Annotated in this window: 29 protein-coding genes and 1 tRNA gene; 14 read left to right on the top strand and 16 right to left on the bottom strand. The window is 71.8% G+C overall.

Annotated elements, in window-relative coordinates; genetic code table 11:
• The first annotated feature begins 93 nt into the window (after positions 1 to 93).
• Positions 94 to 579 carry a tRNA adenosine deaminase-associated protein gene (locus tag AB0K37_RS03200; protein ID WP_345178799.1) on the top strand — a complete coding sequence of 162 codons (486 nt, stop codon included), beginning with the start codon at positions 94 to 96 and terminating at the stop codon, positions 577 to 579.
• A gap of 34 nt (positions 580 to 613) precedes the next feature.
• Here the strand turns inward: AB0K37_RS03200 and AB0K37_RS03195 are convergent, their stop codons facing one another.
• On the bottom strand, positions 614 to 1,933 hold the full coding sequence (locus AB0K37_RS03195; RefSeq protein ID WP_363973985.1) for an alkaline phosphatase family protein: 1,320 nt from the start codon (positions 1,931 to 1,933) through the stop codon (positions 614 to 616).
• Positions 1,934 to 2,119: 186 nt separating this feature from the next.
• On the opposite strand from AB0K37_RS03195, the gene AB0K37_RS03190 reads away from it, so the two are divergent.
• The 3 genes from AB0K37_RS03190 (at position 2,120) to AB0K37_RS03180 (ending at position 3,130) form a co-directional block, all read left to right on the top strand.
• Complete coding sequence (locus AB0K37_RS03190) at positions 2,120 to 2,557, top strand: hypothetical protein (protein ID WP_363973982.1); 438 nt, start codon at positions 2,120 to 2,122, stop codon at positions 2,555 to 2,557.
• Positions 2,558 to 2,594: 37 nt separating this feature from the next.
• Positions 2,595 to 3,032: a tRNA adenosine(34) deaminase TadA gene (gene tadA, locus AB0K37_RS03185; protein ID WP_363974115.1), complete on the top strand. Its 438-nt coding sequence runs from the start codon at positions 2,595 to 2,597 to the stop codon at positions 3,030 to 3,032.
• A 10-nt stretch (positions 3,033 to 3,042) separates the two neighbouring features.
• Positions 3,043 to 3,130: transfer RNA gene (locus tag AB0K37_RS03180), tRNA-Ser, on the top strand.
• 102 nt (positions 3,131 to 3,232) lie between these two features.
• Here the strand turns inward: AB0K37_RS03180 and AB0K37_RS03175 are convergent.
• Both AB0K37_RS03175 and AB0K37_RS03170 read right to left on the bottom strand, forming a co-directional pair.
• Positions 3,233 to 4,105: an EamA family transporter gene (locus AB0K37_RS03175; RefSeq protein ID WP_363973980.1), complete on the bottom strand. Its 873-nt coding sequence runs from the start codon at positions 4,103 to 4,105 to the stop codon at positions 3,233 to 3,235.
• Entirely contained in the window at positions 4,105 to 4,770 is a 666-nt protein-coding gene (locus AB0K37_RS03170; RefSeq protein WP_363973977.1) for a phenylalanine--tRNA ligase beta subunit-related protein, read from the bottom strand. The genes AB0K37_RS03175 and AB0K37_RS03170 overlap by 1 nt, the downstream gene beginning before the upstream one ends.
• A 160-nt stretch (positions 4,771 to 4,930) precedes the next feature.
• Between AB0K37_RS03170 and AB0K37_RS03165 the strand changes: the two genes are divergently transcribed.
• Positions 4,931 to 5,494, top strand: coding sequence for a helix-turn-helix domain-containing protein (locus tag AB0K37_RS03165; protein ID WP_363973974.1), 564 nt, complete (start codon positions 4,931 to 4,933; stop codon positions 5,492 to 5,494).
• Between the two features lie 420 nt (positions 5,495 to 5,914).
• Positions 5,915 to 6,754 (top strand): hypothetical protein, encoded by an 840-nt coding sequence (locus AB0K37_RS03160; RefSeq protein ID WP_363973972.1) that lies wholly within the window; start codon positions 5,915 to 5,917, stop codon positions 6,752 to 6,754.
• Here the strand turns inward: AB0K37_RS03160 and dnaN are convergent.
• The 3 genes from dnaN to AB0K37_RS03145 form a co-directional block, all read right to left on the bottom strand.
• Entirely contained in the window at positions 6,751 to 7,896 is a 1,146-nt protein-coding gene (gene dnaN, locus AB0K37_RS03155) for a DNA polymerase III subunit beta (RefSeq protein WP_363973969.1), read from the bottom strand. The genes AB0K37_RS03160 and dnaN overlap by 4 nt on opposite strands.
• Positions 7,897 to 7,971: 75 nt before the next feature.
• A complete protein-coding gene (locus tag AB0K37_RS03150) occupies positions 7,972 to 8,481 on the bottom strand; it encodes a methylated-DNA--[protein]-cysteine S-methyltransferase (RefSeq protein ID WP_363973966.1) in 510 nt (169 codons plus the stop codon).
• A 10-nt stretch (positions 8,482 to 8,491) separates the two neighbouring features.
• Positions 8,492 to 9,964 carry an AlkA N-terminal domain-containing protein gene (locus AB0K37_RS03145; protein WP_363973963.1) on the bottom strand — a complete coding sequence of 491 codons (1,473 nt, stop codon included), beginning with the start codon at positions 9,962 to 9,964 and terminating at the stop codon, positions 8,492 to 8,494.
• Between the two features lie 178 nt (positions 9,965 to 10,142).
• Between AB0K37_RS03145 and AB0K37_RS03140 the strand changes: the two genes are divergently transcribed.
• A complete protein-coding gene (locus AB0K37_RS03140) occupies positions 10,143 to 10,505 on the top strand; it encodes a nuclear transport factor 2 family protein (RefSeq protein WP_185029635.1) in 363 nt (120 codons plus the stop codon).
• A 69-nt stretch (positions 10,506 to 10,574) separates the two neighbouring features.
• On the opposite strand, the gene AB0K37_RS03135 is transcribed toward AB0K37_RS03140, so the two are convergent.
• Entirely contained in the window at positions 10,575 to 11,330 is a 756-nt protein-coding gene (locus tag AB0K37_RS03135; protein ID WP_363973960.1) for an SDR family oxidoreductase, read from the bottom strand.
• Between the two features lie 9 nt (positions 11,331 to 11,339).
• Positions 11,340 to 12,728 carry an MFS transporter gene (locus tag AB0K37_RS03130; RefSeq protein ID WP_363973957.1) on the bottom strand — a complete coding sequence of 463 codons (1,389 nt, stop codon included), beginning with the start codon at positions 12,726 to 12,728 and terminating at the stop codon, positions 11,340 to 11,342.
• Positions 12,729 to 12,908: 180 nt separating this feature from the next.
• Here AB0K37_RS03130 and AB0K37_RS03125 point away from each other — a divergent pair, with 180 nt between their 5' ends.
• Both AB0K37_RS03125 and AB0K37_RS03120 read left to right on the top strand, forming a co-directional pair.
• Positions 12,909 to 13,625: a DUF4097 family beta strand repeat-containing protein gene (locus AB0K37_RS03125; protein ID WP_363973954.1), complete on the top strand. Its 717-nt coding sequence runs from the start codon at positions 12,909 to 12,911 to the stop codon at positions 13,623 to 13,625.
• A gap of 44 nt (positions 13,626 to 13,669) precedes the next feature.
• Positions 13,670 to 14,527 carry a helix-turn-helix transcriptional regulator gene (locus AB0K37_RS03120; RefSeq protein WP_363973951.1) on the top strand — a complete coding sequence of 286 codons (858 nt, stop codon included), beginning with the start codon at positions 13,670 to 13,672 and terminating at the stop codon, positions 14,525 to 14,527.
• 19 nt (positions 14,528 to 14,546) lie between these two features.
• Here the strand turns inward: AB0K37_RS03120 and AB0K37_RS03115 are convergent, their stop codons facing one another.
• A complete protein-coding gene (locus tag AB0K37_RS03115) occupies positions 14,547 to 14,918 on the bottom strand; it encodes a YrdB family protein (protein WP_363973949.1) in 372 nt (123 codons plus the stop codon).
• A 17-nt stretch (positions 14,919 to 14,935) separates the two neighbouring features.
• Here AB0K37_RS03115 and AB0K37_RS03110 point away from each other — a divergent pair, with 17 nt between their 5' ends.
• Positions 14,936 to 16,057: a class I SAM-dependent methyltransferase gene (locus AB0K37_RS03110; protein WP_363973946.1), complete on the top strand. Its 1,122-nt coding sequence runs from the start codon at positions 14,936 to 14,938 to the stop codon at positions 16,055 to 16,057.
• Between the two features lie 6 nt (positions 16,058 to 16,063).
• Here AB0K37_RS03110 and AB0K37_RS03105 read toward each other — a convergent pair whose 3' ends face one another.
• Positions 16,064 to 16,918 (bottom strand): helix-turn-helix transcriptional regulator, encoded by an 855-nt coding sequence (locus AB0K37_RS03105; RefSeq protein ID WP_345178759.1) that lies wholly within the window; start codon positions 16,916 to 16,918, stop codon positions 16,064 to 16,066.
• Between the two features lie 145 nt (positions 16,919 to 17,063).
• On the opposite strand from AB0K37_RS03105, the gene AB0K37_RS03100 reads away from it, so the two are divergent.
• Both AB0K37_RS03100 and AB0K37_RS03095 read left to right on the top strand, forming a co-directional pair.
• Positions 17,064 to 17,840 carry an alpha/beta hydrolase gene (locus tag AB0K37_RS03100; RefSeq protein ID WP_363973942.1) on the top strand — a complete coding sequence of 259 codons (777 nt, stop codon included), beginning with the start codon at positions 17,064 to 17,066 and terminating at the stop codon, positions 17,838 to 17,840.
• A gap of 28 nt (positions 17,841 to 17,868) precedes the next feature.
• Entirely contained in the window at positions 17,869 to 18,657 is a 789-nt protein-coding gene (locus AB0K37_RS03095) for an SDR family NAD(P)-dependent oxidoreductase (RefSeq protein ID WP_363973939.1), read from the top strand.
• A 12-nt stretch (positions 18,658 to 18,669) separates the two neighbouring features.
• Here the strand turns inward: AB0K37_RS03095 and AB0K37_RS03090 are convergent, their stop codons facing one another.
• The gene (locus AB0K37_RS03090; RefSeq protein ID WP_363973936.1) at positions 18,670 to 19,053 is read right to left on the bottom strand and encodes a nuclear transport factor 2 family protein; all 384 of its coding nucleotides are present in this window, start codon (positions 19,051 to 19,053) and stop codon (positions 18,670 to 18,672) included.
• Positions 19,054 to 19,140: 87 nt separating this feature from the next.
• Here AB0K37_RS03090 and AB0K37_RS03085 point away from each other — a divergent pair, with 87 nt between their 5' ends.
• Together AB0K37_RS03085 and AB0K37_RS03080 are read left to right on the top strand one after the other, a co-directional pair.
• Positions 19,141 to 19,605, top strand: a complete 465-nt coding sequence (locus tag AB0K37_RS03085; protein ID WP_363973933.1) for a MarR family transcriptional regulator — start codon at positions 19,141 to 19,143, stop codon at positions 19,603 to 19,605.
• 61 nt (positions 19,606 to 19,666) lie between these two features.
• Entirely contained in the window at positions 19,667 to 20,179 is a 513-nt protein-coding gene (locus tag AB0K37_RS03080) for a GNAT family protein (RefSeq protein WP_363973931.1), read from the top strand.
• Between the two features lie 8 nt (positions 20,180 to 20,187).
• On the opposite strand, the gene AB0K37_RS03075 is transcribed toward AB0K37_RS03080, so the two are convergent.
• The 5 genes from AB0K37_RS03075 to AB0K37_RS03055 form a co-directional block, all read right to left on the bottom strand.
• Entirely contained in the window at positions 20,188 to 20,436 is a 249-nt protein-coding gene (locus AB0K37_RS03075) for a hypothetical protein (RefSeq protein ID WP_363973928.1), read from the bottom strand.
• Between the two features lie 20 nt (positions 20,437 to 20,456).
• Entirely contained in the window at positions 20,457 to 20,813 is a 357-nt protein-coding gene (locus AB0K37_RS03070) for a DUF6247 family protein (RefSeq protein WP_363973925.1), read from the bottom strand.
• 184 nt (positions 20,814 to 20,997) lie between these two features.
• Positions 20,998 to 21,846, bottom strand: coding sequence for a hypothetical protein (locus AB0K37_RS03065; RefSeq protein WP_363973922.1), 849 nt, complete (start codon positions 21,844 to 21,846; stop codon positions 20,998 to 21,000).
• The gene (locus AB0K37_RS03060; RefSeq protein WP_363973919.1) at positions 21,843 to 22,346 is read right to left on the bottom strand and encodes a SigE family RNA polymerase sigma factor; all 504 of its coding nucleotides are present in this window, start codon (positions 22,344 to 22,346) and stop codon (positions 21,843 to 21,845) included. The genes AB0K37_RS03065 and AB0K37_RS03060 overlap by 4 nt, the downstream gene beginning before the upstream one ends.
• A 73-nt stretch (positions 22,347 to 22,419) precedes the next feature.
• Positions 22,420 to 23,376, bottom strand: a complete 957-nt coding sequence (locus AB0K37_RS03055) for a helix-turn-helix domain-containing protein (protein ID WP_363974112.1) — start codon at positions 23,374 to 23,376, stop codon at positions 22,420 to 22,422.
• Between the last annotated feature and the right edge of the window lie 38 nt (positions 23,377 to 23,414).

Here is a 23,414-nt window from a genome sequence, read left to right as displayed (position 1 = left end):
TCCGGGTGCGGCGGCGAGTTTGGTGGTGGGGCACGCGCGTGCGCGCCGCATCTGCGACCATGCCCTGGCAGGAGACGTGCCGGTGGGGTGGAAATGACGGATGTGGACGCGACGGACTTCGCCGTCGTGGTGTACCGGGAAGACGAGGGCTGGGAGGCCGAGATCCTTCCGGTCGCGCTGACCGAGGACCTCGCGGGGCTGATCCATGCCCTGCGCCAGCAGCCGAGCCTCGGCGGCACGGTCGGCCTGGTCTCGGTCGGCGACGACTTCTTCGTCGCGATCCGCCTGCTCGGCGACGAGGTCATGGTGTTCCTGTCGGATGTGACCGCGTCGGTCGACTGGCCGCTCGCCGGCCAGGTCCTGGACTACCTCGACATCCCGATCCCGGACGAGGAGGAGCTCGACCAGGTCCTCCCGGTCGGCGACATGTCAATCTTCGCCGACCTCGGGCTGGACGAGATGGAGCTCGGCGCGATCTCGGGCGACCTGGAGCTCTATCCGGACGAGATGCTCCTCAGCATCGCCGGCCGCATCGGGTTCGCCCCGGCCTTCGAACGCGCCCTCGACGCCGTCCCCTGACCTGCCCGCCCTGCCCCGCCGCCCTGCCCGAGGGTCAGCTCGGGAAGCCGCTGCGCCGTGCGTAGTCGCTGAGACCCGCCCAGTCGTCGCCGGTGTGGCTGTGCTGCGGGTCGAGGCAGCCGAGGCTGATCGGGCGCCTGGCGTCGTAGCGGGGGGCGCGCGTGTCGGGCGGGTCGGTGAAGTTGAGGACCTCCGCGATGTTGCGGGCCGCGGCGTCCCGCACGGTCAGCGGCTCCAGGCCCCAGCGCCACTCGATCGCCTTTAGGACGGACGTGTGGTCGTACACCTCGTGCGCGACGGCCCCGCGCCGCGCCCGCGGGGAGATCAGCAGGCAGGGGACGCGGAAGCCGCGCAGGCCGGTGCCGAGGTCGGGCCGCGGGTCGGGCCCCTCCGGCGGCGGGACGTGGTCGAAGAACCCGCCCCACTCGTCGTAGTTGATGACGAACAGCGTGCGGGGCCAGTTCGGCGAGGTGACGAGCGCCGTGTAGACCTCGTTGAGGAACGCCTGGCCGAAGCGGATGTCGGCGAGCGGGTGCTCGTCCTCGGACATGCCCGGCAGGAACAGCTCGCCGAGGAAGCCCGGCTCGACGAAGCTGACCGCGGGCAGCCGGCCGTCGCGGGCGTCGGCGCGGAACTCGGCGATGTTCCGGCTGATGTCGAGGTGCCGCAGGCCCCACAGCGCGGTGAACGGCACGTCGCTGAAGTAGTACCGGCAGGAGATCCCTCTGGCCTTGAGCCGGTCCCAGATCGTGGTGGTCTCCGAGATCGTCAGCGAGTTGGACGTCCGGTCGGTCTGCCCGGCGTGCTGGAAGATCCGGTTGGGGAAGGTGGACGACATGACCGCCGGGAAGTAGCGGTCGCAGACCGTCCAGTCGAGGGCGGCGCGGCCGTGGAAGCCGAGGTCCGGGCCCTCGTAGTAGCCGATGGAGAACACGTCGTTGTCGCCGGCGCGCAGCCATCCGTCGCACCGGCCGCCGTTGTATTCGGTCCGTCCGCCCTGGTAGGAGTGGTCGGGGTCGTTGAAGCCGCACCCCCACGGCACCTTCAGGTGGTGGGTGTCGTGCGCGTTGCCGTCGGCGTCGGTGAAGGTGAGCCCGGCCTGGCGGCCGTCGGCGCCGGGCAGCCAGCCCATGTAGTGGTCGAATGACCGGTTCTCCATCATCACCACGACGATGTGGTCGATGCCGGACTCCTCCGGATCGGGGAGATCGCCGACGGGGGCGCGCCGGGCGGCGGCCAGTTCCGCCGCGTGGGCCTGGGCCGACGATCCGGAGGCGGTGCCCGCCGCGATGATCGCCGCGGCGCCCGCCGTCCCCGCCAGGAACCCGCGCCTGGTCAGTTCGTCCGCACCCATGGCACTCCTCCCGGGATGGCGATCGCTGAGCAGTATGCGGACTCGCGTGAATCGAGGGAAGGACGCGGGACGTCCGTCACCGGACAAGAACGCGAAGTTTATTCACAACCGCTTCCGGGCAGCCGGGCTCCGATTCCCGCGCACAGGGGGTGTGACCGGGCAGACGGCGTGGGTCACAATGAGCACGTGTCCTACTTCGCCGCCGTGTTCGCGCAGACCCCCCAGGGCTGGGTCGGAGCCGAGGCCGTGCTCGACGAGGCGGAGACCGTCGACGACGTCGCCGACCTGATGCGGGAGGCCGCCGTCGAGTCCTACGGCGACCCGGTCGTGCTGCTGGTCGAGCAGGACGACGACTGGTTCGCGATCGTCCGGCTCGACCGCGACGACGAGCCGCGCCCCTACATCTCGGCCGTCCGCGAGGACGGGCTCGCCTCGCTGTTCCAGCAGCTCGTCGGCGAGGTGCCGGACGGCGACGCCGCGGGCGACGCGGCCCTGCTGGAGGATCTCGGGGTCGACGCCGGGCGGCTCGGCGAGCTCGGCGAGCGCGCCCTGCCCGGCGACGCGCTCCTCGCCGTCGCCGAGCAGGCCGGATTCGGCGAGGAGTTCGACCGCCTCCGTGACTGACGCGCGCGATCCGGTCGTCGCGACGTTCCGGCCGGCGATGCTCCGGGCCCTCGACGCGGCCCGCGAGGCGGCCGCGGACGGCGAGATCCCCGTCGGCGCCGTCGTCCTCGACGCGTCCGGCGAGATCATCGGAACGGGCCGCAACGAGCGCGAGCGGACCGCCGACCCGACCGGCCACGCGGAGATCGTCGCGATGCGGCGGGCGGCGGCGGTCCTCGGCGAGTGGCGCCTGTCCGGCTGCACGCTCGTCGTGACGCTGGAGCCGTGCACGATGTGCGCGGGGGCGTCCGTCCAGGCCCGGCTGGACCGCGTCGTCTACGGCGCGGTCGACCCGAAGGCGGGCGCGGTCGGGTCGCTGTGGGACGTCGTCCGCGACCGGCGCCTCAACCATCGCCCCGAGGTGATCGCCGAGGTGATGGCCGACGAGTGCGCCGCCCCGCTAATCGAGTTCTTCGCGCGCCGCAGAGTCGGGTAGGCTCTCCCGCGGTGGTGTCGCCTAGTGGACGAGGGCGCACGCCTCGAAAGCGTGTGAAGTGCAAGCTTCCGTGGGTTCGAATCCCACCACCACCGCCACCGCGATGGCCGCCGCCCGACCCGGGCCGGCGGCCTTCGTGCTTCACGGGCACCGCCGCCCCCGCCTGCCGGAAGGGCGGCGTGAACGGCTGTGGGGAGCGGTCAGCCGACGGTGACGAGGGCCACACCGGCTATGGCGACGGCCATGCCGACGCGCTGGACGGCCCGCAGGCGCTCGCTGTAGGCGACCCTCGCCAGCAGGACGGTGATCGCCGGGTAGAGGGACGTGAGGACGGCCGCGAGACTGAGCATGCCGTTGTGGACCGCGAGGAAGTACAGCACGTTCGCGCCCGCATCGAGGCTCCCGGACAGCAGCGCCAGGACGACCAGCTTCCGGCCGGACAGCCTCGGGCCCGCGTCGCCGCCGCGAGCCGCCAGGAACAGCAGCGCGACCGCCACGATGGCGAGGTTGCCGAGGCGGGCGCCGACGATCGGCCAGAGCCCGCTGCCGTCACCCGCCTCCTTCAGCAGGACGAAGAAGACACCGAAGCAACTGCCGGACAGGCCGGCCATCACCGGGCCCGAGTCCAGGAGCCGCCGCCGTCCGGCCGCCTCAGCCGCCGGCCCATCACCGGCCTCCATGCTGACCAGGCCGATCGCGACCAGGCAGAGCAGGACGCCGAGCAGGACGGACGCGTCCAGCCGCTCGCCCTGGGCGACGCCCACGGCCACCGGGATCACGGCCGCGGCCAGCGCCGACACCGGCGCCACCACGCTCATCGGGCCCCGCGCGAGGGCCCGGTAGAACGCGATCAGCCCGGTGCCGCCGCAGAGACCGGCCACGAACCCCCAGGCCATCGGTCCGGGGCTCACGTCACCGCCGGTGAGCAGCGCCGACACCAGCACGACCGCCAGCCCGATCGGAACGCACCAGGTCAGCGCTCTGATCGCGGTCGATCCGCGGGTCACGGTCCCGCCGAGGAAGTCGGCGACCCCGTAGGCGAGGGCGGCGGCCAGGGCGAGAACCGTGACCATCAACGCCCGCCGATCAGCCTGGTCTCGATCCGCACGCCGGGCGAGATCGTCCGCAGCCGCTCCGCGAGCCGGTCGCCGGCCTCGGCCAGGCGGTCGAGGGGGTACGGCTCAAGGCGTTCGAGGAGGAACAGGCCGTTCTTCGTGGTCTCCGTCAGCCGTGTCCGGACGCACTGGCGCCAGTTCCAGCGCCGGCAGGTGACGCCCTGGTCGTCCCGCCAGACGACCTCGCCGGGATTCGGGTGCTCGACCGCGGGCTCACCGCCCGCGACCACGTCGAACGGCTCGTCGCCGGTGGCCCTGACCAGCCGCGCCGGACCCCGGTAGGCGTCCAGGTCCTCGCCGCCGATGGGCAGCGCGTACTCGACGCTCACGGCGTTGTAGGCGTCCACGACCCTGTTGATGGACGGGAGCGCGTCGGCGCGGCGCAGCAGCGCGTCCACCGAGGGCCGGGTCCGCTGCGGCTTGGCCCCGAACGCGCGGTAGGCCTCGCGCCACGCCTCGACGTGCGGGTCGTCCGCGTCCGCCGCCTTCGCCGCCTCGGCCAGCCATCCCTCGCCGATCTCGTCGCTCGGCCCGTTCTCCAGCCCTTCGGCGGTCATGACGAGCACGGCGAAGTCGGGACGCAGCTCCCGCACGGCCTCGTCCACCACGATTCGCTCCAGCATCCCCATCCTCCGCACGGTCACTTTAATGATATCGACATATCATCATACCGACCGACCGCGGTGGTCCCAAGTGAGGCGGCGCCCGGCCGTCCCGGCGACGTGCCTCGCGCGTGCGGGAGACTGGCATGCGGCGGACCGGAGCGAGGCGGCTGGAGGGCGCTTGAGCGGTCAGGAGGCGATCGGCGAGGCCGTGGCGCGGACGGTGCGGGCGCTGCGGGCCGGGCACGGGTGGAGCCTGGACGAGCTCGCCGGGCGCGCCGGGGTGAGCAAGGGCGTGCTGGTCGGGCTGGAGCAGGGGCGCGGCAACCCGAACCTGGGGACGCTCATCCGGATCTCCGACGCGCTCGGGGTGCCGCTCACCCGGCTCGTCCAGGTCGAGGAGGAGCCACCGGTGCGGATGTTCCGGCCGGAGCGGCATGTCGTGCTGTGGGAGGGCGAGCGCGGCGGGACGGGAACGCTGCTGGCCGGCAGTGACCCGCGCCCGTCGCTGGAGCTGTGGAACTGGGTGCTCCAGCCTGGCGAGACGCGCGAGAGCGACGCGCACGTACCGGGCACCAAGGAGATCGTGTACGTCCAGGAGGGCACGCTCACCCTGGGCGTGGACGGGCGTACCGACCTCGTCGAGGCCGGCACGGCCGCCGTCTTCGTCGGCGACCGCCCTCACTCCTACGGCAACACGAGCACCCAGGAAGTCCGCTTCGTCCTAGCCGTCCTCGACCTCTGACCCCACGCCTCACGGTGAGGTCCGGGTTGATCTGCCCAACGCCCATGCCTCTGACCCCGGTTGGCCACTTCCCTTCGGACATGTGGGCGGGCGGTTGTCCCATTTGAAGTGGCCTGCTGTTCAGCTTGATGGTGCCGCCGGACGGCACTGAACCGGCATCGCTGGGTGTCGCCCCATCGGGTGAGCGCGTCGCGCTGTCCGCCTAACAGCCGGGTGGCCGGTCTTGGCCGGGTTCTCCCAGGCGGTGGGTGATCGCCAGGCCGCTTGAAGGTTCTCGATGTTCCATTCCGGGTGGGGATGCCCGTGAGGAGCTCCTGGTAGCGGTGAGCGGCGGTGATGATCTCGTGGGTGTCGGAGCGGGTGCCCAGCCGGCGCCGTGCCTGTCCGGCCGTTGGGTCCTCGTCGGATTAAGTTGGCGGCATGGCGAATTACCCCGACTTTGGCGGGTTGTTGACGCGGCTCCTCGACTACCGCCAGACGGACATCGCCTGGCTGGCCTCAGCGTCCGGCATCCCGGATTCTGAGCTGCGCTCGATGGCCGACGGCGTGCCCCCGTCCGCGTCGCAGGTCGACGGCCTTGCAGCCGCGCTGGGTTTTCACACCGCCGACCTCTTCGTGATCGCCGGATTCCCGGTGCCGGAGGCCCTTCAGCCCTGCGAAGCGGCAGCAGGCTCCGGCCTCGTGAACCTCATCCATGTCGTGATGGCCCTGCCGGCAGATCAGCGGACCCACATCCACGAAACGGTCGAACATCTGCCCCAACTGCCCCGCATCCGTCCGGCCGATCCGCCGCGTGCCTTCTACCGGGGGGACGGTGGCTTGGGCGCGATGCTCGTCACCATGCTGTGCGCCAACCGGAACCTCCAATCCCCGATCAACGCCGCCAAGACACTTCACCTGCTGACCCGAGGTCGCATGTACCTGGCCGCCACCACCTACGGCCACATCGCCGCGGGCACCGTTCCGTTGAGACCGACCTGGGTGGGCGGCTTCGCGACCGCCCTCGGCATCCCCGCCGCGGACCTCGCGGCCATCACCGGCACCGACCTGTCCGAGGTGACACCGCCTGAGGATCCGCTGGCGGCCGAGATGGCTGAGTTGCTCTGGGACTGTCGACGTCTGAGGGCGAGCCAGATCGAGCACGTGTGCGCCGAGGCGGAAGCGATGCTCGTCCCAGTGCCCGACGACGCCTCCTGCGACGACTGGAACCGCGTCCACCATCAAAACGGGACCTGGTGGGGCGCGCCAAGGCGGGGCTAGCTGGTGAGGCGGACGGGCATGGCCAGGTAGCGGTAGCCGGTGTCGGTGTTCTCCGGGGCGGGCTCGTCGTCCTTCTTGTCGGGGATCGCGGTGAGGAGGGCGGCCTTGGTGGGGCCGGTGCATTCGAGGCGGGCGAACTCGGTGTCGATGCCCGCGAGGCCGTCGAGCAGGTACTGGGGGGCGAAGGCGATGTCGATGTCGTCGCCGTCGAGGTGGGCGCCGACGCTCTCGTTGGCGCGGGCGGAGTCGCCGGTGGCGGCGCGGATGCGGACCTCGTCGGCGGTGAAGGCCAGCCGGACCGGGGTGCCGCGCTCGGTGACGAGGGCGGCGCGCTTGATCGCCTCGACGAAGGGGGCCACGCGGATCTCGGCGACCGACGTCCAGGTGCCGGTGAGGCGGGACCGGTAGTTGATGTACTGGTCGTCGAGGAGCCGGCTGGTCATGCTGCGGCCGCCGCCGGAGATGCCGATCAGGGTGTCGGCGGTGCCGCCGAGGCCGATGGAGACGTCCGCGCCGCGCTTGATCGCTTTGGCGGTGTCGGCGAGGGTGCGGGCGGGGACGACGACCCCGGCGGTGAAGTCGGGCTCCCCGGGGGACCAGGTCAGCTCGCGGGCCGCGATGCGGTACCGGTCGGTGCAGGCGAGCCACATCGTGTCGCCCTCGATGTCGATCCGGACGCCGGTGAGCATGGGCAGGGTGTCGTCGCGTCCGGCCGCCGGGGTGACCTGCGCGACGGCGGTGGCGAACAGGTCGCCGGGGACGGTGCCGGCGACGGCGGGCGGCTCGGGGAGGGTGGGGTAGTCCTCGACGGGGAGCGTCAGGAGGCCGAACTCGGCGGGCCCGCAGCGGACGACGACCTCGGAGCCCTTGGTGAAGACGTCCACGGGCTGGTTCGGGAGGTTGCGCACGATGTCGGACAGAAGCCGCCCGGGGACGAGGGCGCGGCCCGGCTCCGCCACGGCCGCCTCGTCGGTGGCGTGGGCGGACACCTCGTAGTCGAACGCGCCGAGGGTGAGCTCGCCCTGCCCGGTGACCTCGATGAGCATGCCCGCGAGAACGGGGAGCGCGGGACGTGCCGGCAGCGTCCGCGCAGCCCACGCCACCGCGTCGGCCAGCGTCTGGCGCTCGACTCGGAACTCCACCTCGATCAGCCCTTCTCCGGTTGGACGGCCATCACGAGCACGGTAACCCGCGGCTCCGACAATCCTCCGCGAGGGTCAGAAGAGCGCGTTCTCGGTGGCCCTGACCTTGCGCTCGAAGTCGAGGAGGTAGCGCTTGCGGTCGAGGCCGCCGCCGTAACCGGTGAGGGAGCCGGTGGAGCCGACGACGCGGTGGCAGGGCACGATGACGCCGACCGGGTTGCGCCCGTTGGCGAGGCCGACCGCGCGGGACGCGGACGGGCTGCCGATCTCGGCGGCGAGTTCGCCGTAGGTGACGGTCTCCCCGTAGGGGATCTCCTGGAGGGCGGCCCAGACACGCTCCTGGAAGGGCGTCCCGCGGAGGCGGAGCGGCAGGTCGAACTCGGTCAGGTCGCCTGCGAAGTACGCGGAGAGTTGTGCGGCGACGGTCGCGAAGGGTTCGTCTTCGGGGTCGCCTGGGGCGCCGAAGGTCTCCTGGGCTGGACGGTGCCGCTGCATCTCCATGTAGAGCCCGGACAGGGCGCCGTCGGTGGCGACCAAAGTGAGCGTACCTACGACGCTCTCTATGACGACGTGCGTTGTTTCCACAGCGGTTCCTTCAGTTCGCGGGAAGCAGGTTGATGGCGTGGTCGAGGGTGGCCCACAGGTACTGGACGGAGTAGGCGCGCCATGGCCGCCATTGTGCGGCGCGTCGGGTGAGGGCCGCAGGGGTGGCGGGAAGTTCGAGTGTCGCGGCTGCCGCCCTGACGCCGAGGTCGCCGGGGATGAACGCGTCCGGGTCACCGAGGGCTCGCATCGCGATCGTCTCGACGGTCCACGGACCGAAGCCGGGTAGGGCGGACAAGCGCGCGCGGGCCTCGTCCCAATCGCTCCCTACACCGAGGTCGATCTCCCCCTTGGCGAGAGCGTCGACAAGGGTCGTGAGGGTGGTGCGGCGGGTCTTGGGGAAGGCGAGGGACTCCGGGTCGAGTTCGGCAAGGGCAGCGGGGGTCGGGAAGAGATGCGTCAGCCCGCCGCCTGGGTCGTCGATGGGGTCGCCGTAGGCGGTGACCAGGCGCGCCGCGTGGGTGCGGGCCGCTGCCGTCGAGACCTGCTGGCCCAGGACGGCGCGGACGGCGAACTCGGGGGCGTCCACGGTGCGGGGCACGCGGCGCCCGGGGGCCTTGTCCACGAGCGGCGCGAGGACGGGGTCGGTGCGGAGGAGGTCGTCCACGGCGACGGGATCGGCGTCCAGGTCGAGCATCCAGCGGCAGCGGCTGATCGCGATGGGGAGGTCGCGCAGGTCGCTGAGGCTGAGCGTGCAGGCGACGTGGTCCGGCCGGGGCCGCAGGGTGGCGATGCCGTGCCCGTGGGGCAGCCGCATGGAGCGGCGGAACGCGCCGTCCCGCCACTCCTCGACGCCGGGGACGGCGGTGGCGGCGAGGTGCCCGAACAGGTTGTCCGGGCACAGCGGGACCCGGAACGGCAGCCGCAGGGACAGCACACCGGCCCCGGCCGGTGGATGTCCCTTCGCGACGCGGTCACGCAGGGCGGACGGGGTGAGCGCGAAAACCGCGCGGACGGTGTCGTTGAAAGCGCGGATGCTGGCGAACCCCGCCGCGAAAGCGACGTCCCCCATGGGAAGGGCAGTCGTCTCGATGAGGAGCCGCGCCGTCTGCGCGCGCTGGGCGCGTGCCAGGGCGAGTGGGCCCGCGCCTAGTTCGGCGTTGAGCTGGCGCTCTATCTGCCGCGTGCTGTAGCCGAGCCGTGCCGCGAGGCCGGGAACGCCCTCTCGGTCGACGACGCCATCGGCGATGAGGCGCATGGCCCGAGCAACGACGTCGGCGCGGTGGTTCCATTCGGGGGAGCCTGGGGACGTGTCGGGACGGCACCGTTTGCAGGCCCGGAACCCGGCCTGCTGGGCGGCGGCAGCGCTCGGGTAGAAGCGCATGTTCTCCGGCTTGGGCGGGACCACGGGACAGCTGGGACGGCAGTAGATCCCGGTGGTCACGACCCCGCCGAAGAACCATCCGTCGAAGCGGGCGTCCTTCGCCTGGAAGGCCCGCACGCACCTTTCCACGTCCTCGTGCATGCCTCCAGCATCACCGATGGTCAGGGGTTCTCACTGGCAGAAATCCGACATCATCGTCGCGGCCCAGGTCAGCGGATGCGCGGGCATGACGTCCCAGGTAATCGATCTTCCGCCGCGGGCCCGGCACCGTAGAGGTCATCGGGGCGACGAACCCGAAGAACCAGATGGGAGTCATGACATGAGCGATGTGCAGCAGCGGGTCGAGCGCTACCTGGCCGTGTGGAACGAGACCGACCCGGCCGCGCGGCGCGCCGCGATCGACGAGCTGTGGACGGAGAGCCCCGTCTACGTGGACCCGCTCGGCGTGGCGGAGGGACGCGACGCGATCGACGCGTTCGTCGGAGCCGCTCAGCAGCAGTTCCCCGGCCTGGTGTTCCGTGCGGCGGGGACGGTGGACGCCCACCACAACGTGGCCCGCTTCACCTGGGAGCTGGGTCCGGAGGGCGGCGAGGCGATCGTGGTCGGCTTCGACGTGGCGACGTTCGACGACGAGGGCCGCTTCGACCGGGTGACCGGGTTCCTCGACAAGGTTCCGGCCTGACCTGGCCTTACTGTCTGTTTCGCCAAGGGGGGCAGCGTGCCGGACGCCCGTGACGTCCGGCACGCCGGCTCAGAGTTGCCGTAGCGCTCCCCCGTCCACGGCCCATTCGGCGCCGGTGACTTGGGCGGCCAGCGGTGACAGCAGGAAAGTGATGACCCGTGCGACGTCCTGGGGCGTGCCAAGCCGTCCGGTGGGGAGCCGCCGTTCGTCCTGGACGAACCGTTGGATCGCCTCCTCCACCGGTAGGCCGTACTGGTCGGCGAGCTGGTCGGCGAACCCTCCGGGCTCGTCCCACAGCCGCGTACGGGTCGGGCCAGGAGCGACGACGTTGGAACGGATCCCGCAGGGTCCGAACTCCCCCGCCAGCGTCTTGGACACCGACAGCAGCGCCGTCTTGGACGCCGCATAGTCGACCAGTGGCGTGTCGGGGAAACGGGCGGCCTCGCTTGAGACGTGCACGATGCTCCCCGCCCCCTGGTCGATGAGTGCGGGCAGTGCGGCCCGGGCCATGCGCACTGCAGCGTGCAGGTTGAGCTCGAACGTCGCGTGCCATTGGGCGTCGGTGACGTCGAGGAAACCGATCCGCGATTCGAGGGCGCCCGCGTTGTTGACGAGGCCGTCAAGGCGTCCGTGCCGTTCCAGCGCGACGTCCACGATCTGCTGCGCGGCGTCGGGCCGGGTGAGGTCGGCGGCCACGTCGACGGGGGAGCGCGCCACCCGCACGACCTGGGCTCCCTCGCGGGCCAGGAGGGCGGCGGTCGCCTCGCCGATCCCGGCGGACGCGCCGGTCACGATGTAGACCCTGCCTTCGAGTTCGAGATCCACGGCGGTCCCCTACGAACGGCGCAGGAACGCGCCGGCGAGGGCCGCTCCCGCGAGGACGACGGCGACGTTCACGGCCGTCGCCGTGTGGACGCCGCCGAGGACGGACGCGTTCGCCGTGGCCACCGCGCTCATCACCGGGATGCCGAGGGTGATCGCGACCTGCTGCGTCATCGTGGCGAGCCCGGTCGCGAGGCCCTGCTCGCGGTCCGGCAGCCCGGACGTCGCGATCCCCATGAAGGCGACGATCGCGACGAGGTTCCCGAACCCGCCGATCGCGGTGGCGGCGAGCAGCAGGCCGAGGGCGCCGCGCGACTCCCCGAGGCCCAGCAGCGCGACGGTGGCGGCGGCCTGCAGGACGAGGCCGGACACGAGCGTCGCCCGGCCGCCGAGCCGTCCCATGAGGCGGGGCGCGGCGACGCCTCCGGCGAACGTCCCCGCGCCGAGGACGCCGAGCGCCAGCCCGGTCGCCAGCGGCGAGAAGCCCAGGACCTTCTGGAGGTAGAGCGTCATCAGGAACACCAGCGACGTCTCCGTGGCGAACGCGACGAAACCGCCCACGTTGCCCCAGGTGACGGTGCGGCGGGTGAGGACGCTCAGCGGCGCGAGCGGGGCCGGGGACCGCCGCTCGACCAGGATGAACGCGGTGAGCAGGACCGCGGCGGCGGCCAGCGCGCCGAGCGCGGCCGGGGAGCCCCAGCCGGCCGACCCGGCGGACGTGATCCCGTAGACGAGGGCGAGGAGGCCGCCGGTCACGGTCACCGCGCCGGGAACGTCCAGCCTCGCCCCGTCCCGGGACCGGCTCTCCGCGACCACGGCGGGCGTGACCGCGAGGATCAGCACCGCCACCGGCACGTTGACGAGGAAGGCCCAGCGCCAGCTCAGCAGGTCGGTCAGCAGCCCGCCGAGGATCGCGCCGACGGTGAACCCGGCCGACATCAGCGCGCCGCTGAGCCCGAGCGCCCGCGTCCGCAGCGTCCCCTCCGGGAAGGACGTGGTGAGCAGCGACAGCGCGGCCGGGGTGGCGATCGCCGTGGCGAGCCCCTGAAGGACGCGTCCGGTGAGCAGCAGCGCCGGTGAGGTGGCCAGCCCGCCGACCAGGGACCCTCCGGCCAGGAGCGCCATGCCCGCGAGCAGCATCCGGCGCCGCCCGAACAGATCGGCCACGCGGCCGAACAGCAGCGTGAATCCGGCAGCGGGGAGGGCGAACGCGGTGGCGATCCACTGGAGTTGGTCCAGTCCGAAGCCCAGTCCTCTGCCGACGACGGGCATCGCCACGTTCAGGATGGAGAAGTCGATGGCGAGCATGAACTGCGCGCCGAGCAGGAGGGTCAGTACCAGCTTGTGCCGTGACGACATCCGCTCCTGGGGAGCGGACACAGCGGTGGTGAGTGCGGTCATGGCAGAGACCCTCGTTGCGCTGGGCGCGCTTACCCAGTCCCCGCCCGTTCGTACTACTCCCAGTAGCAGGCTCAGCGACCTGGGAGGGAGAGCCAACCTGGCTCCCTGGCGTGACGGCCATCCGGGACCCGTCTTCCTAGGCTCAGCAGCGTTCAGCCGGATCGACCAGGAGGCTTCCCAGTGCGTGGCAAGGTTCTCGCCCTCGCCCTAGCCGCGGTCAGCGTGACCGCCCTCAGCGCATGCGACGTGGCATTCGCTTCCACCTACGAGGACGACGCCACGCTGAAGGGCAAGGTCACCGCTGTGCGGCTGGACCAGATCGGGTCCGGCAGCGTGACGCTGCGCGGTGGGGCGCCCAAGATGACCCTGCACCGGGAGGTCAAGTACCGCGGTGACAAGCCCGACGGGCCCACGCACCAGATCGAGAACGGCGTCCTTACGCTGCGCGGCTGCGGCTCCCGCTGCTCGGTGAGCTACACGGTCGAACTCCCGGCCGGCGTCCCCGTGTCCGGCAGCACCTCGAACGGCTCCATCACCCTGTCGAAGGTGGGCAAGGTGGACGTGTCCACTCATTCAGGCTCGGTCCATCTCGACGGTGTCGAGGGGCCGGTCAAGGCCCGGACGTCCAACGGCAAGATCCGGGGGAGCGGCCTCAAGGGCGCCGTCGACGCCGAGACGTCCAACGGCTCGATCACCCTGACGCCCGGTTCCCCGCAGAACGTCCGCGCGAAGACGTCCAACGGCGACATCACCCTCACCATGCCGCAAGGGCGCTACCGCGTCAGCACGCACACCAGCAACGGCGACCGGAAGCTCGGCATCCCGGGCGACTCGTCCGGCCGGCACCTGCTCGACCTGACCACGAGCAACGGTGACATCACCACCAGGACCGCCTGACCCGTCGATCCTCGCCCGGGGCGGCCCCGGATAGCCTCGGCTGCATGGCGCGCAACGGCGAACTCGGCGAGTTCCTCAAGTCGCGGCGGGCGCGGCTGCGTCCCGACGACGCCGGCCTGCCCTCCTACGGGACGCGGCGGCGCGTCCCCGGCCTGCGGCGCGAGGAGCTGGCGCAGCTCGCCGGGGTCAGCGTCGCGTACTACATCAGGCTTGAGCAGGGCACCGCCGACGGCGTGTCCACCGAGGTCCTGGACGCGATCTCGCGGGCGCTTCGGCTGGACGGCGACGAGCACGCCCACCTGCACCGGCTCGCCCACCCGCCGCGCCGCGCGCCCGTCACCGCGCCTCCGCGCCTGCGGGCCCCGCTGCAGCACCTGCTCGACGCGTTCACGCACGCGCCCGCCTATGTCGTCGGGCATTACACGAACGTGGTCGCGTGGAACCGGCTCACCGCCGCCGTGTTCGTCGACCTGGCGAACGTCCCGCCGGACGAGCGGACCTGGTCGCACCAGATCCACCTGAACCCCGACTACAAGGCCCGGCTCGGCGCCAACTGGCCGACGGTGGCCCGCCGCAACGCGGCCTACCTGCGGTTCCGCTCCGGCCAGGACCCGGACGACCCGCACCTGCGCGCCGTCATCGACTGCCTGCGGGAGCGGAGTCCGGAGTTCGGCCGCCTGTGGTCGGCGCACCACGTCACGGACCTGACGAACGGCGAGGCCCGCATCGACCATCCCGAGGTGGGACGGCTCGTCCTGCCGTTCGAGACCCTGCACCTGCCCGGCGACCCCGACCTCAGCCGCCTCATGCTCTACGCCGCCGAACCTGGCTCGCCCTCGGAGGCGGCCCTGCACAGGCTGGCCGAGACGTCCACCCACCTTTCCAGCGCCGACCTCGCCTGAGGGCGGGCCGGCGGACGCCTCACTCGGCGGCCGTGCGGAAGTGGGCCTCGCGGTCGGCGGTCGCGAGGGCCGTGTTGAGCAGGGCGATAACCGCGAAGGCGACGGCCGCCGCGGCATGGCCGACGCCGTAGAAGGCGAGCGCGCCGGCACCGAAAACGGCGGCCTTCACCAGCAGGACGAGCGCCAGCGGGATCTTGAAGCGGGCCCGTGGCGCGGCGAACATGCCCCACAGGACGATCGCGGCCGCGGGCGCCCCGAGCCCCAGGACGATGTTGACCAGCACGTTCCCGCCCGTCGTGAAACCCCACCAGGCGAGCGCCGCGATGGCGGCGAGTTCCAGCAGGAAGGCGAGGCCTTCGTTGGCGGCATGCAATGCCCCAGGTAGACGCACGCCGATACGGTACTCCTGTGGACGAGATCTCCTGGCAGGAGGGCGGCCGGGACCATCGCGTCCGCTGGCGGTCGGAGAGCGGCGCCCAGCCGCCCCGCCGCGTCGTGCTCGCCGACGACGAGACGCGCGCGGACGACGCCTATCGCCTGGCGTGCGAAGGCACCGCGCTTCTGTGGCGCGGTGACTTCCAGAACGCGCGGCAGCTTCTCCAGGCCATGGCACGCCGGATCGACCGTCCCCCACGGCGGCGCAAGAACAAGCCCGAACCGGACCGCGCGCAGGCGTTCCACCTGTACCGGCAGGCACGCGCCCAGCGCGCGCGGACGCTCGGCATGCTGCTCATACCGTTCGACCCCGGTCACGTGATTCCGCTACGGCGAGCCCCGGACGTCCAGGACGCCTGCACGGAGGCCTACGGGCCGGACGACCAGCCCTACATCACCTCACTGCGAGAACTGCTCGGCCTGATCGGCGCCCACGAATGGCGCGAGAAGGGCGTCCCGATCCCGGCGCTCGGCGGCGACCGCATACACCCCCACTACGGCGTCTTCTCCCCGATCAGGGGCGAGTACGTAGACCTGGTGGGCGAGGCACCACTACCGCCGACGAAAACGGCGTTCGACATAGGAACCGGTACGGGCGTCCTGGCAGCGGTACTGGCACGTCGTGGCATCGAGCACGTCGTCGCCACTGACCAGGACCCGCGCGCACTGGCCTGCGCCCAGGAGAACGTCGAGCGGCTAAGCGTGAACGTCGAGGTCGTGCAAGCCGACCTCTTCCCGGACGGACGCGCCGGTCTAGCTGTCTGCAACCCTCCCTGGGTTCCGGGCAAGCCCAGCACCCCCTTGGAGCACGCCGTCTACGATCCGGGCAGCCGGATGCTCCGCGGCTTCCTGTCCGGTCTCGCCGACCACCTCGAACCGGGCGGGGAAGGCTGGCTGATCCTTTCCGACCTGGCCGAGCACCTGGGCCTCCGCACGCGGGACGAGCTCCTGGAGATGATCGCCTCGTCCGGCCTGCGGGTCGCGGGCAGGCTCGACACCGCGCCGCGCCACCCGCGCGCCGCCGATCCCGACGACCCCCTCCACGCGGCCCGCGCCGCCGAGACCACGTCCCTGTGGCGGCTCACCGCCGGGTGACGCCGGTCAGCGGTGGCTGCGGTGCGCGGTCTCGGGGCCGATGACGCGCAGCAGGTCGAGGGACTCGATGCTGCCGGTGCCGGGCGGCGGTGTGAACACGAAGAGCCGCTGGTCCTCGGCCGGGGTCAGCAGCGCCTCGGTGTCGAACTCGATGAAGCCGACCTCCGGGTGCACGACCTTCAACCGGCTGGTGCGCTCGACGGCGACCTCGTGCCGTTCCCAGACCCGGGTGAACTCGTCGCTGGCCGCGTGCAGCCGTTCGACCAGGGCGGACGCCGCCGCGTCGTTGCCCCGCCGCGCGACGGCCGCCCGCAGCTGGGCGACGTGCCGGCGGCCGTGCGGCTCGTGCTCCTCCTCCGGGTACGCCTCCCGGACGAACGGGTCGGTGAACCACCGCCACACGATGTTCCGGTTGGGCTCCTCGACCGTGCAGACGCATCCGAAAAGGGCCTCGGCCAGCGCGTTCTGCGCCAGCAGGTCACCGAGGTCGCCGATGATCTGCGCCGGCGTCTCGTGCAGCCGGTCCAGCAGGTACAGCATGCTCGGCCGGACGTACTCGCCCGCGAACGGCCCGGCGGGCGGCCGGTGCCCGGCGAGGACGTACAGGTGGTCGCGCTCGTCGATCGTGAGCCGCAGCGCGCGGGCGAGCGCGCCGAGCAGCTGCGTGGACGGCTGCGGGCTGCGGGCCTGCTCAAGGCGCATGTAGTAGTCCGCCGACATGCCGGCGAGCTGCGACACCTCCTCGCGGCGCAGCCCCGGGGTGCGGCGCCGGGGGCCCGCCGCCAGCCCGACCTCCTGCGGGCGGAGCCGCTCGCGGGAGCGGCGGAGAAAGTCGGCGAGCTCCTTGCGGTCCATCTCCATGCCCCCATGATTCCGCTCCGTCCGTAATGCCCGTATAGCTGAGACTGGGACCGGTTGTCCTAGCCAGAGCCGTCCGATTCTCATCGCGGCCCGGCCTTGCAAGCGTTGACGGCGTCCAGCGACACCACCGAGAAGGACGACCGCCATGCCGAAGGTCACAGTTGGAAACGCCACCGTCCCCTACCGCGTCGAAGGCTCGGGTCCCGCGCTCGTCCTCGTGCACGGCGTCGGGCCCGGCTCGGCCATGTGGGACCAGATGCTCGACCGGTTCACCGATCACCGCACCGTCGTCCTGCCCGACCTCTCCGGCAGCGACCCCGCCGTCGACGACGGCTCCCCGCTCACCATCGAGGGGCTCGGCGCGCAGGTCAACGCCGTGATCGAGGAAGCCGGCACGGGCCCCGCCGACATGGTCGGGTTCTCGCTCGGCGCCCCGATCGCCGTCGCGGCCGCGGCGCTGCGACCGGACCTCGTCCGGCGGCTGGTGCCCGTCGCGGGCCTGTCCCACGCGGGCGACGAGTACGTCCGGCAGTACATGACCCTCTGGTCGAGCCTCGCCGGCAGCCCCGAGAGCTTCGGACGGTTCGCGACACTCACCGCGTTCAGCCGCGCGTTCCTCAACCGGATCGGGCATGACGCGGTCGAGCAGCAGCACGCGTTCATGGGCCTGAACGACGACCGGCTGCGGCAGATCGACCTGGTCTCGCGGATCGACATCCGGCCGCTGCTGCCCCGGGTCGCGGCGCCCACCCTGGTCATCGGCGCGACCCGCGACCAGACGATCCCCGTCGAGAACCACTGGGAGCTGTCCTCGGGCATCCGCGGCAGCGAGTACGCCGAGCTCGACACCGGCCACGTGGCGATGGCCGAGCGGCCCGACGAGTTCGTCAAGCTCGTCCAGGACTTCTTCGACCGCCCCTGACCGCCGCGCGCCGGGCACCATGGAGAACATGCGTCCCATCGATCAGCAGACCATCCTCATCACGGGCGCGACCGACGGGCTCGGTCGCGCCCTGGCCGCCGAGCTGGCCGCCGAAGGCGCCACGGTCCTCGTCCACGGACGGGACGACCGCCGCGGCGAGGCGTCCCTCCAGGAGATCGGCGGCAGGGCCTCCTGGTACCGCGCCGACCTGTCCTCGCTCGCCGAGACCCGCGCGCTCGCCGAGGCCGTCCGCGCCGACCACCCGCGCCTGGACGTCCTGGTCAACAACGCGGGCATCGGCGCCGACGGCCCGCGGCGGGAGAGCGCGGACGGCCACGAGCTGACGTTCCAGGTGAACTACCTGTCCGGCTACCTGCTCACCCGGCTCCTGCTGCCCACCCTGACCGCCTCCGCGCCCGCCCGGATCGTCAACGTCAGCAGCCTCGGCCAGCAGGCCATCGACTTCGACGACGTGATGATCACTCGCGGGTACAGCGGGGTGCGGGCGTACTGCCAGAGCAAGCTCGCCCAGATCCTGTTCACGATCGACCTCGCCGCCGAACTGGCCGGGACGGGCGTCACCGCGAACGCCCTGCACCCGGCCACCTACATGCCGACCAAGATGGTGTCCGCGCCGATCAGCACTCTGGAGGAGGGCGTCCGCGCCACTCACCGCCTCGTCACCGACCCTGCCCTGGACGACGTGTCCGGCCGATTCTTCGACGGGCTCCAGGAAGCGCGCGCGAACGCCCAGGCCTACGACTCCGACGCCCGCGCCCGCCTCAAGGCCCTCTCTGACCAACTCACGTCTCCGTGAGGCGGGCCGGTCTCAGACATTCGCGGCTTCCCAGATCGGACGGACCTCGACCCGGCTGATCCGCCATCCGTCCGCCGTCCGGACGGCGCGCAACTCGTAGCGCTCGCCCAGGAGGCGCAGGCCTTCGTCCCGGGCGAAGACCACCAGCAGGTTCGCGCCGATCGCGGCCTGGTCGCCGTGCACGTCGATCAGGGGGTTGGTGATGAAGTGCTGGGTCGGCACCGTGTGGTTCCGGCGCGCCTGCGCGACGACGGCTTCGATCCCCTTCGCGACGCCGCCCAGCGTGCGGGCCTCGACGTCCTCGGTGAAGACGGCCCGCCCGTCGCCGGGGCTCTTGTCGTCCAGCCACAGTCCCAGGCGGCTGACGAGGGCGGAGAGTTCGGCACGGTCGTCCATGATTCCTCATTCATTGGTGACACCAACATTGGCGCTGCCAACATTAGCTGATCGTTGGCCGAACCAACAAGCCCCTACACTGTCCGCATGACGACGTCCGACGACCGGACGCCCACGCGGCTCCGGCACACCCCGAGCTGGCTGATCAACCTGGCGTCCGCGCACAGCCACCGCCTGCTCGCCGAGGGATTCGCCGCGGCCGGCGCCCGCGGCTACCACTACCGGCTGCTCGCCGCCCTCGACGAGTACGGCCCGTCCAGCCAGGCCGACCTCGGCCGCCGCTCGGCCATCGACCGCAGCGACGTGGTCGCCGCCCTGAACGAGCTGGCCGCCAAGAACCTGGTCGACCGCTCCCCCGACCCGTCCGACCGGCGGCGCAACGTCATCACGCTCACCCCCGAGGGCTCCCGCCACCTGGCGGAACTCGAGGAGGTCCTCGGCCGCATCCAGGACGACCTGCTCGCCCCCCTGTCGCCGGACGAGCGCGCCCGCCTCACCGAACTGCTGCTCCGCGTCGTCGACCACCACGCGGAGAACCGCCGCCCCGTTTAATCGCTGGCGGCCGTTGGGCCGACCCACATAAGGTGATCGCCCCCGACCCGAGGAGCCGCCCATGCCACCCGCCGTCCGCTTCGCCGAACTGCCGCCCGCCGCGATGAAGGCCCTGCTGGAGGACGACCTGGAGGGCGCCGGCGCGGTCGCCGGGGTCCCCCTCACCGACTACTTCACCACCGACGACGCGAAGTTCCTGTGGCGCTTCCGCCTCGCCCAACTCGACCGCGACCCGTCCCACGCCCCCTGGATCGTCCGGGCCGCCGTCGCCGAGCCTGAGGGCGTGGTCGTCGGCCACGCGGGCTTCCACGGCGCCCCGGACGAGAACGGGACCGTCGAGATCGCCTACTCCGTCGACCCCGCCCACCGCCGCAAGGGCTACGCCCGCGCGATGCTCGCCGCCCTCCTCGAACGCGCCGCCGCCGAACCGTCCGTCACCACCGTCCGCGCCACGATCAGCCCCGACAACGAGGCGTCCCTGGCCACCATCGCCGGCCAAGGCTTCACCCACGTAGGCGAGCAATGGGACGAAGACGACGGCCGAGAACTCATCTACGAACGCCCCGCCCGCTAAAGCCGGGATCAGCCACCCCAGATGAGGTCCACCGCGACTACCACGAGCAGTTCGTCCCAGATCAGGTACTCGACGAGACCCACGCCGCCGAACACGGCCTGCCTGATCCGCGGGTCCGGCGTCGGTTCGCTGGTGGTCGGGTCGTGAGGGTCGGCGACGATGACGCCAAGGGTCTCAGCGAGCGCGAGCCGTGCCTGCTCGGGGATGCCGGCGAGCTGCCGGATCACTTCTGGGGAGAGCTCGGCCCGGTAGGTCATGGGCCGTAGTTTGCCGACCTTCAGCGACCCTCTGCGGCTTGTTCGACTTTCTGTTGCCACCAGGCGGCGGCATCAGCGCGGGACATGCCGAGTTGCTGGGCGAGGACTTCCTCGATCGGGACCGTGGGGGCGCCGTCGTGGATCTCCTGGATCCGGTCTTGGATCTCCTTGCTGGAGGGACGTTGCGTCCGCGCGCGAATGCTCCACACGTTCAAGAACCGCTGGAGCGCCTTGTAGCCGGTGAGGTCGTCGGCTGCGGCGTGGGCACGTTCCCTGTACTGGGAGAGGAAGAAGTCCCGTTCTTCCTCGGGGAGACTGTCCACGATGACCTGCGGGTCCCGCGGATCCGGCTCTTGGTGGAGCGGCTGCACGCTCATCGAGCCCACCCCCTCAGTCAGGTACTCGGCTCCACGTTGACACTACCCACATCACCCTGAGCCGTGTGCAGCACACGGCGATCCCGTCACAACACCTGTTCGTGCGTCGGGGTCGGTCACCTGCTCTCCTCCAACAAGGCCGGTCGCCGGCCCCGAGCCGCGCCTCGGGGCCGGCGTCGTCCGTCTACGTGGACGGACGCGTCACGTTCACCGGCGTCCCGTAGTCGGAGAACTCGGTGACGGAGGTGAAGCGGACGGGGTCCCGGTCGGCGATCTCGGGGGTCGCGCTCGTGATGACGGTGGTCTGCACGATCTTCTGGATCTTGCGCGTCGCGATCCCGATCGTCACCGTGCCTGTGATCCGCGTCCCGGCGGGCGATCCTTCGGCGGGACGGGCCGCGTGGGAGAACGTGTAGGTCTTCACCGCCGTCGCCCCGCTGCCGGACCGGCCCTGGGGCGTCAGCGTTCCGAACGTGGCCAGCATCCGCAGCATCCGCCCGGGGTCGGCGGTCAGCTCCTGCGGGCCGGTGGTGCCGCGCGTCAGCCCGTTCAGCCCATGGTCGAGCTTGCGCCATGTCTTGCCGCGCAGCACATAGCAGTCGTCGCCGATGAAGCGCTGCTCCATCGGCACCGATCCGGGGCCGCGCAGGTAGCCGCGCCGATTGGGGGCGTCGAAGGCGCCCTGATAGGTCTCCACCGTTTCGCGGCGACCGCGCGAGCTCAGCGTCCAGGTCAGTTTCACGTGGAACGTCGTGCCCGCCGTCGCCTCGGTGGCACCGGCCAGGGTCACGTCGCCGCCGCGCCCGGGGACGATCACTTGGTCGCCGTCGCCGCCGCCCGAAGCGACGTTCCCGCCGATGGTGGCGGCGGCCACGACCAGCGCGATCGCGCCGGTGCCGAGGGCGCCGGCGGCCGTGCGGCGCCTGCGCCGGGCGCGCCGGGCGCGGTGCACCACGGCCTCGATCGGCGCGCTGGGGATCGGGTGACCGTCGGTCGCCGACCGCAGCATCCGGGTCAACTGCTCATCGCTCATCGTGTGATCTCCTCGGTCTGCGGAAGGGCGAGCGTCGAACGGAGTCGTTTCATCGCCCGGGAGTGCTGGCTCTTGACGGTGCCGACGGAACATCCGAGGAGGCCGGCGGTCGCCGCCTCCGTCATGTCGGCGTAGTGCCGCAGCACGACGACGGCGCGCTGCTGGCGGGGCAGGGCGAGCAGCGCCCGGCGCAGCTCGTCGTCCGGTTCCCGCGGGGAGTTCGAGCGCGCGTCGAGGCGTTCGGGGGCCTCGGTCAGCAACTCGCGCCGTCTGCGCCGCCACCAGCTGACGTTGCCGTTGACCAGCATCCGTTTCAGGTAGGCGTCCGGATCGCCGTCGGCCACCCGGCGCCACCGCACGTACAGCTTCACCAGGCAGTCCTGGAGGAGCTCTTCGGCGCGGTGGGGGTCGCCGGTCAGCAGCGTGGCCAGGCCGTAGTGGCGTTTCCACGCCGCGGCCGCGAACGTGGCGTACGCGGCTTCCTGCGTCGGTTCACTCACGCCCATTGAACGCCGCAGGGAGCACGGATGGTTGGCAGGAAAGGCCCGTCGATTGGCAGGCAGGTGCCTTTTCTTACGATCGCGGCTCAGTCCTCGGGGACGCGGCGAACCGGGCGCGGTAGGCGGACGGGCTGAGGCCGGTCTGGCGGCGTAGCCGGGTGCGCAGGTTGGCGGAGGTGCCCAGACCGCTGGCGCGCGCGACGGCCTCCAGCCGGAGCTCGCCTCTCTCGATGAGCCTGCATGCCAGCGCGACCCGCTCGGCGGTCAGCCAGGCCAGCGGGGTGGTGCCGAGTTCGGCCCTGAAGCGGCGGTGCAGCGTGGCGGCGCTGGTCGCGGCGCGGGCGGCCAGGTCGGCGACGGTCAGCGGCAGGTCGAGGCGCTCCTGGGCCCAGGCCAGGACGGGCGCCAGCGAGGTGTCCGGGATCGCGGGGACGGGACGTTCGACGAACTGCCGCTGGCCGCCGTCGCGGTGCACAGCGAAGACCAGGCGGCGGCCGACGGCGTTGGCGATCTCGGCGCCGTGGTCGCGGCGCACCAGGTGCAGGCCGAGATCGAGTGCGGCGGCGCTGCCCGCGGCGGTGAGCACGTCACCGTCGTCCACGAACAGCACATCGGGTTCGAGCCGCACCGACGGGAAGCGGGACCGGAAGAGATCCGCCCAGCGCCAGTGGGTCGTCGCGGGACGGCCGTCGAGCACGCCGGCGGCCGCGAGCGTGAACGCGCCCGTACAGAAGCTCACGAGGCGTGCGCCCCGGTCGGCGGCCCCGCGGATCGCGGCGAGGACCCTCTCGTCGGGAGCGTTGTCGGGGTCGGGACGGTTAGGGACGATCACCGTGTCGGCGTCCTCGACCGCCTCCAACCCGGGGATCCCCGACATCGTGAACATTCCCGAGTGCATCGCCACCGGGCCGGGCGCGCAGAGCGTGAAGTCGTACCAGGGGATTCCGAGCTCGGGTCGGCGCAGGCCGAACAGCTCGGTCGCGACGCCCATCTCGAACGGGTTCGAGCCCCGGTCGACGATCATCACCACACGGTGCGAGAAACCTTGCGACATATGCGATTCCTAGC

The organism is Actinomadura sp. NPDC049753, assembly GCF_040674655.1.
Taxonomy (GTDB): Bacteria; Actinomycetota; Actinomycetes; order Streptosporangiales; family Streptosporangiaceae; genus Spirillospora; species Spirillospora verrucosospora.
This window is presented reverse-complemented; position numbering and strand designations above follow the sequence as displayed.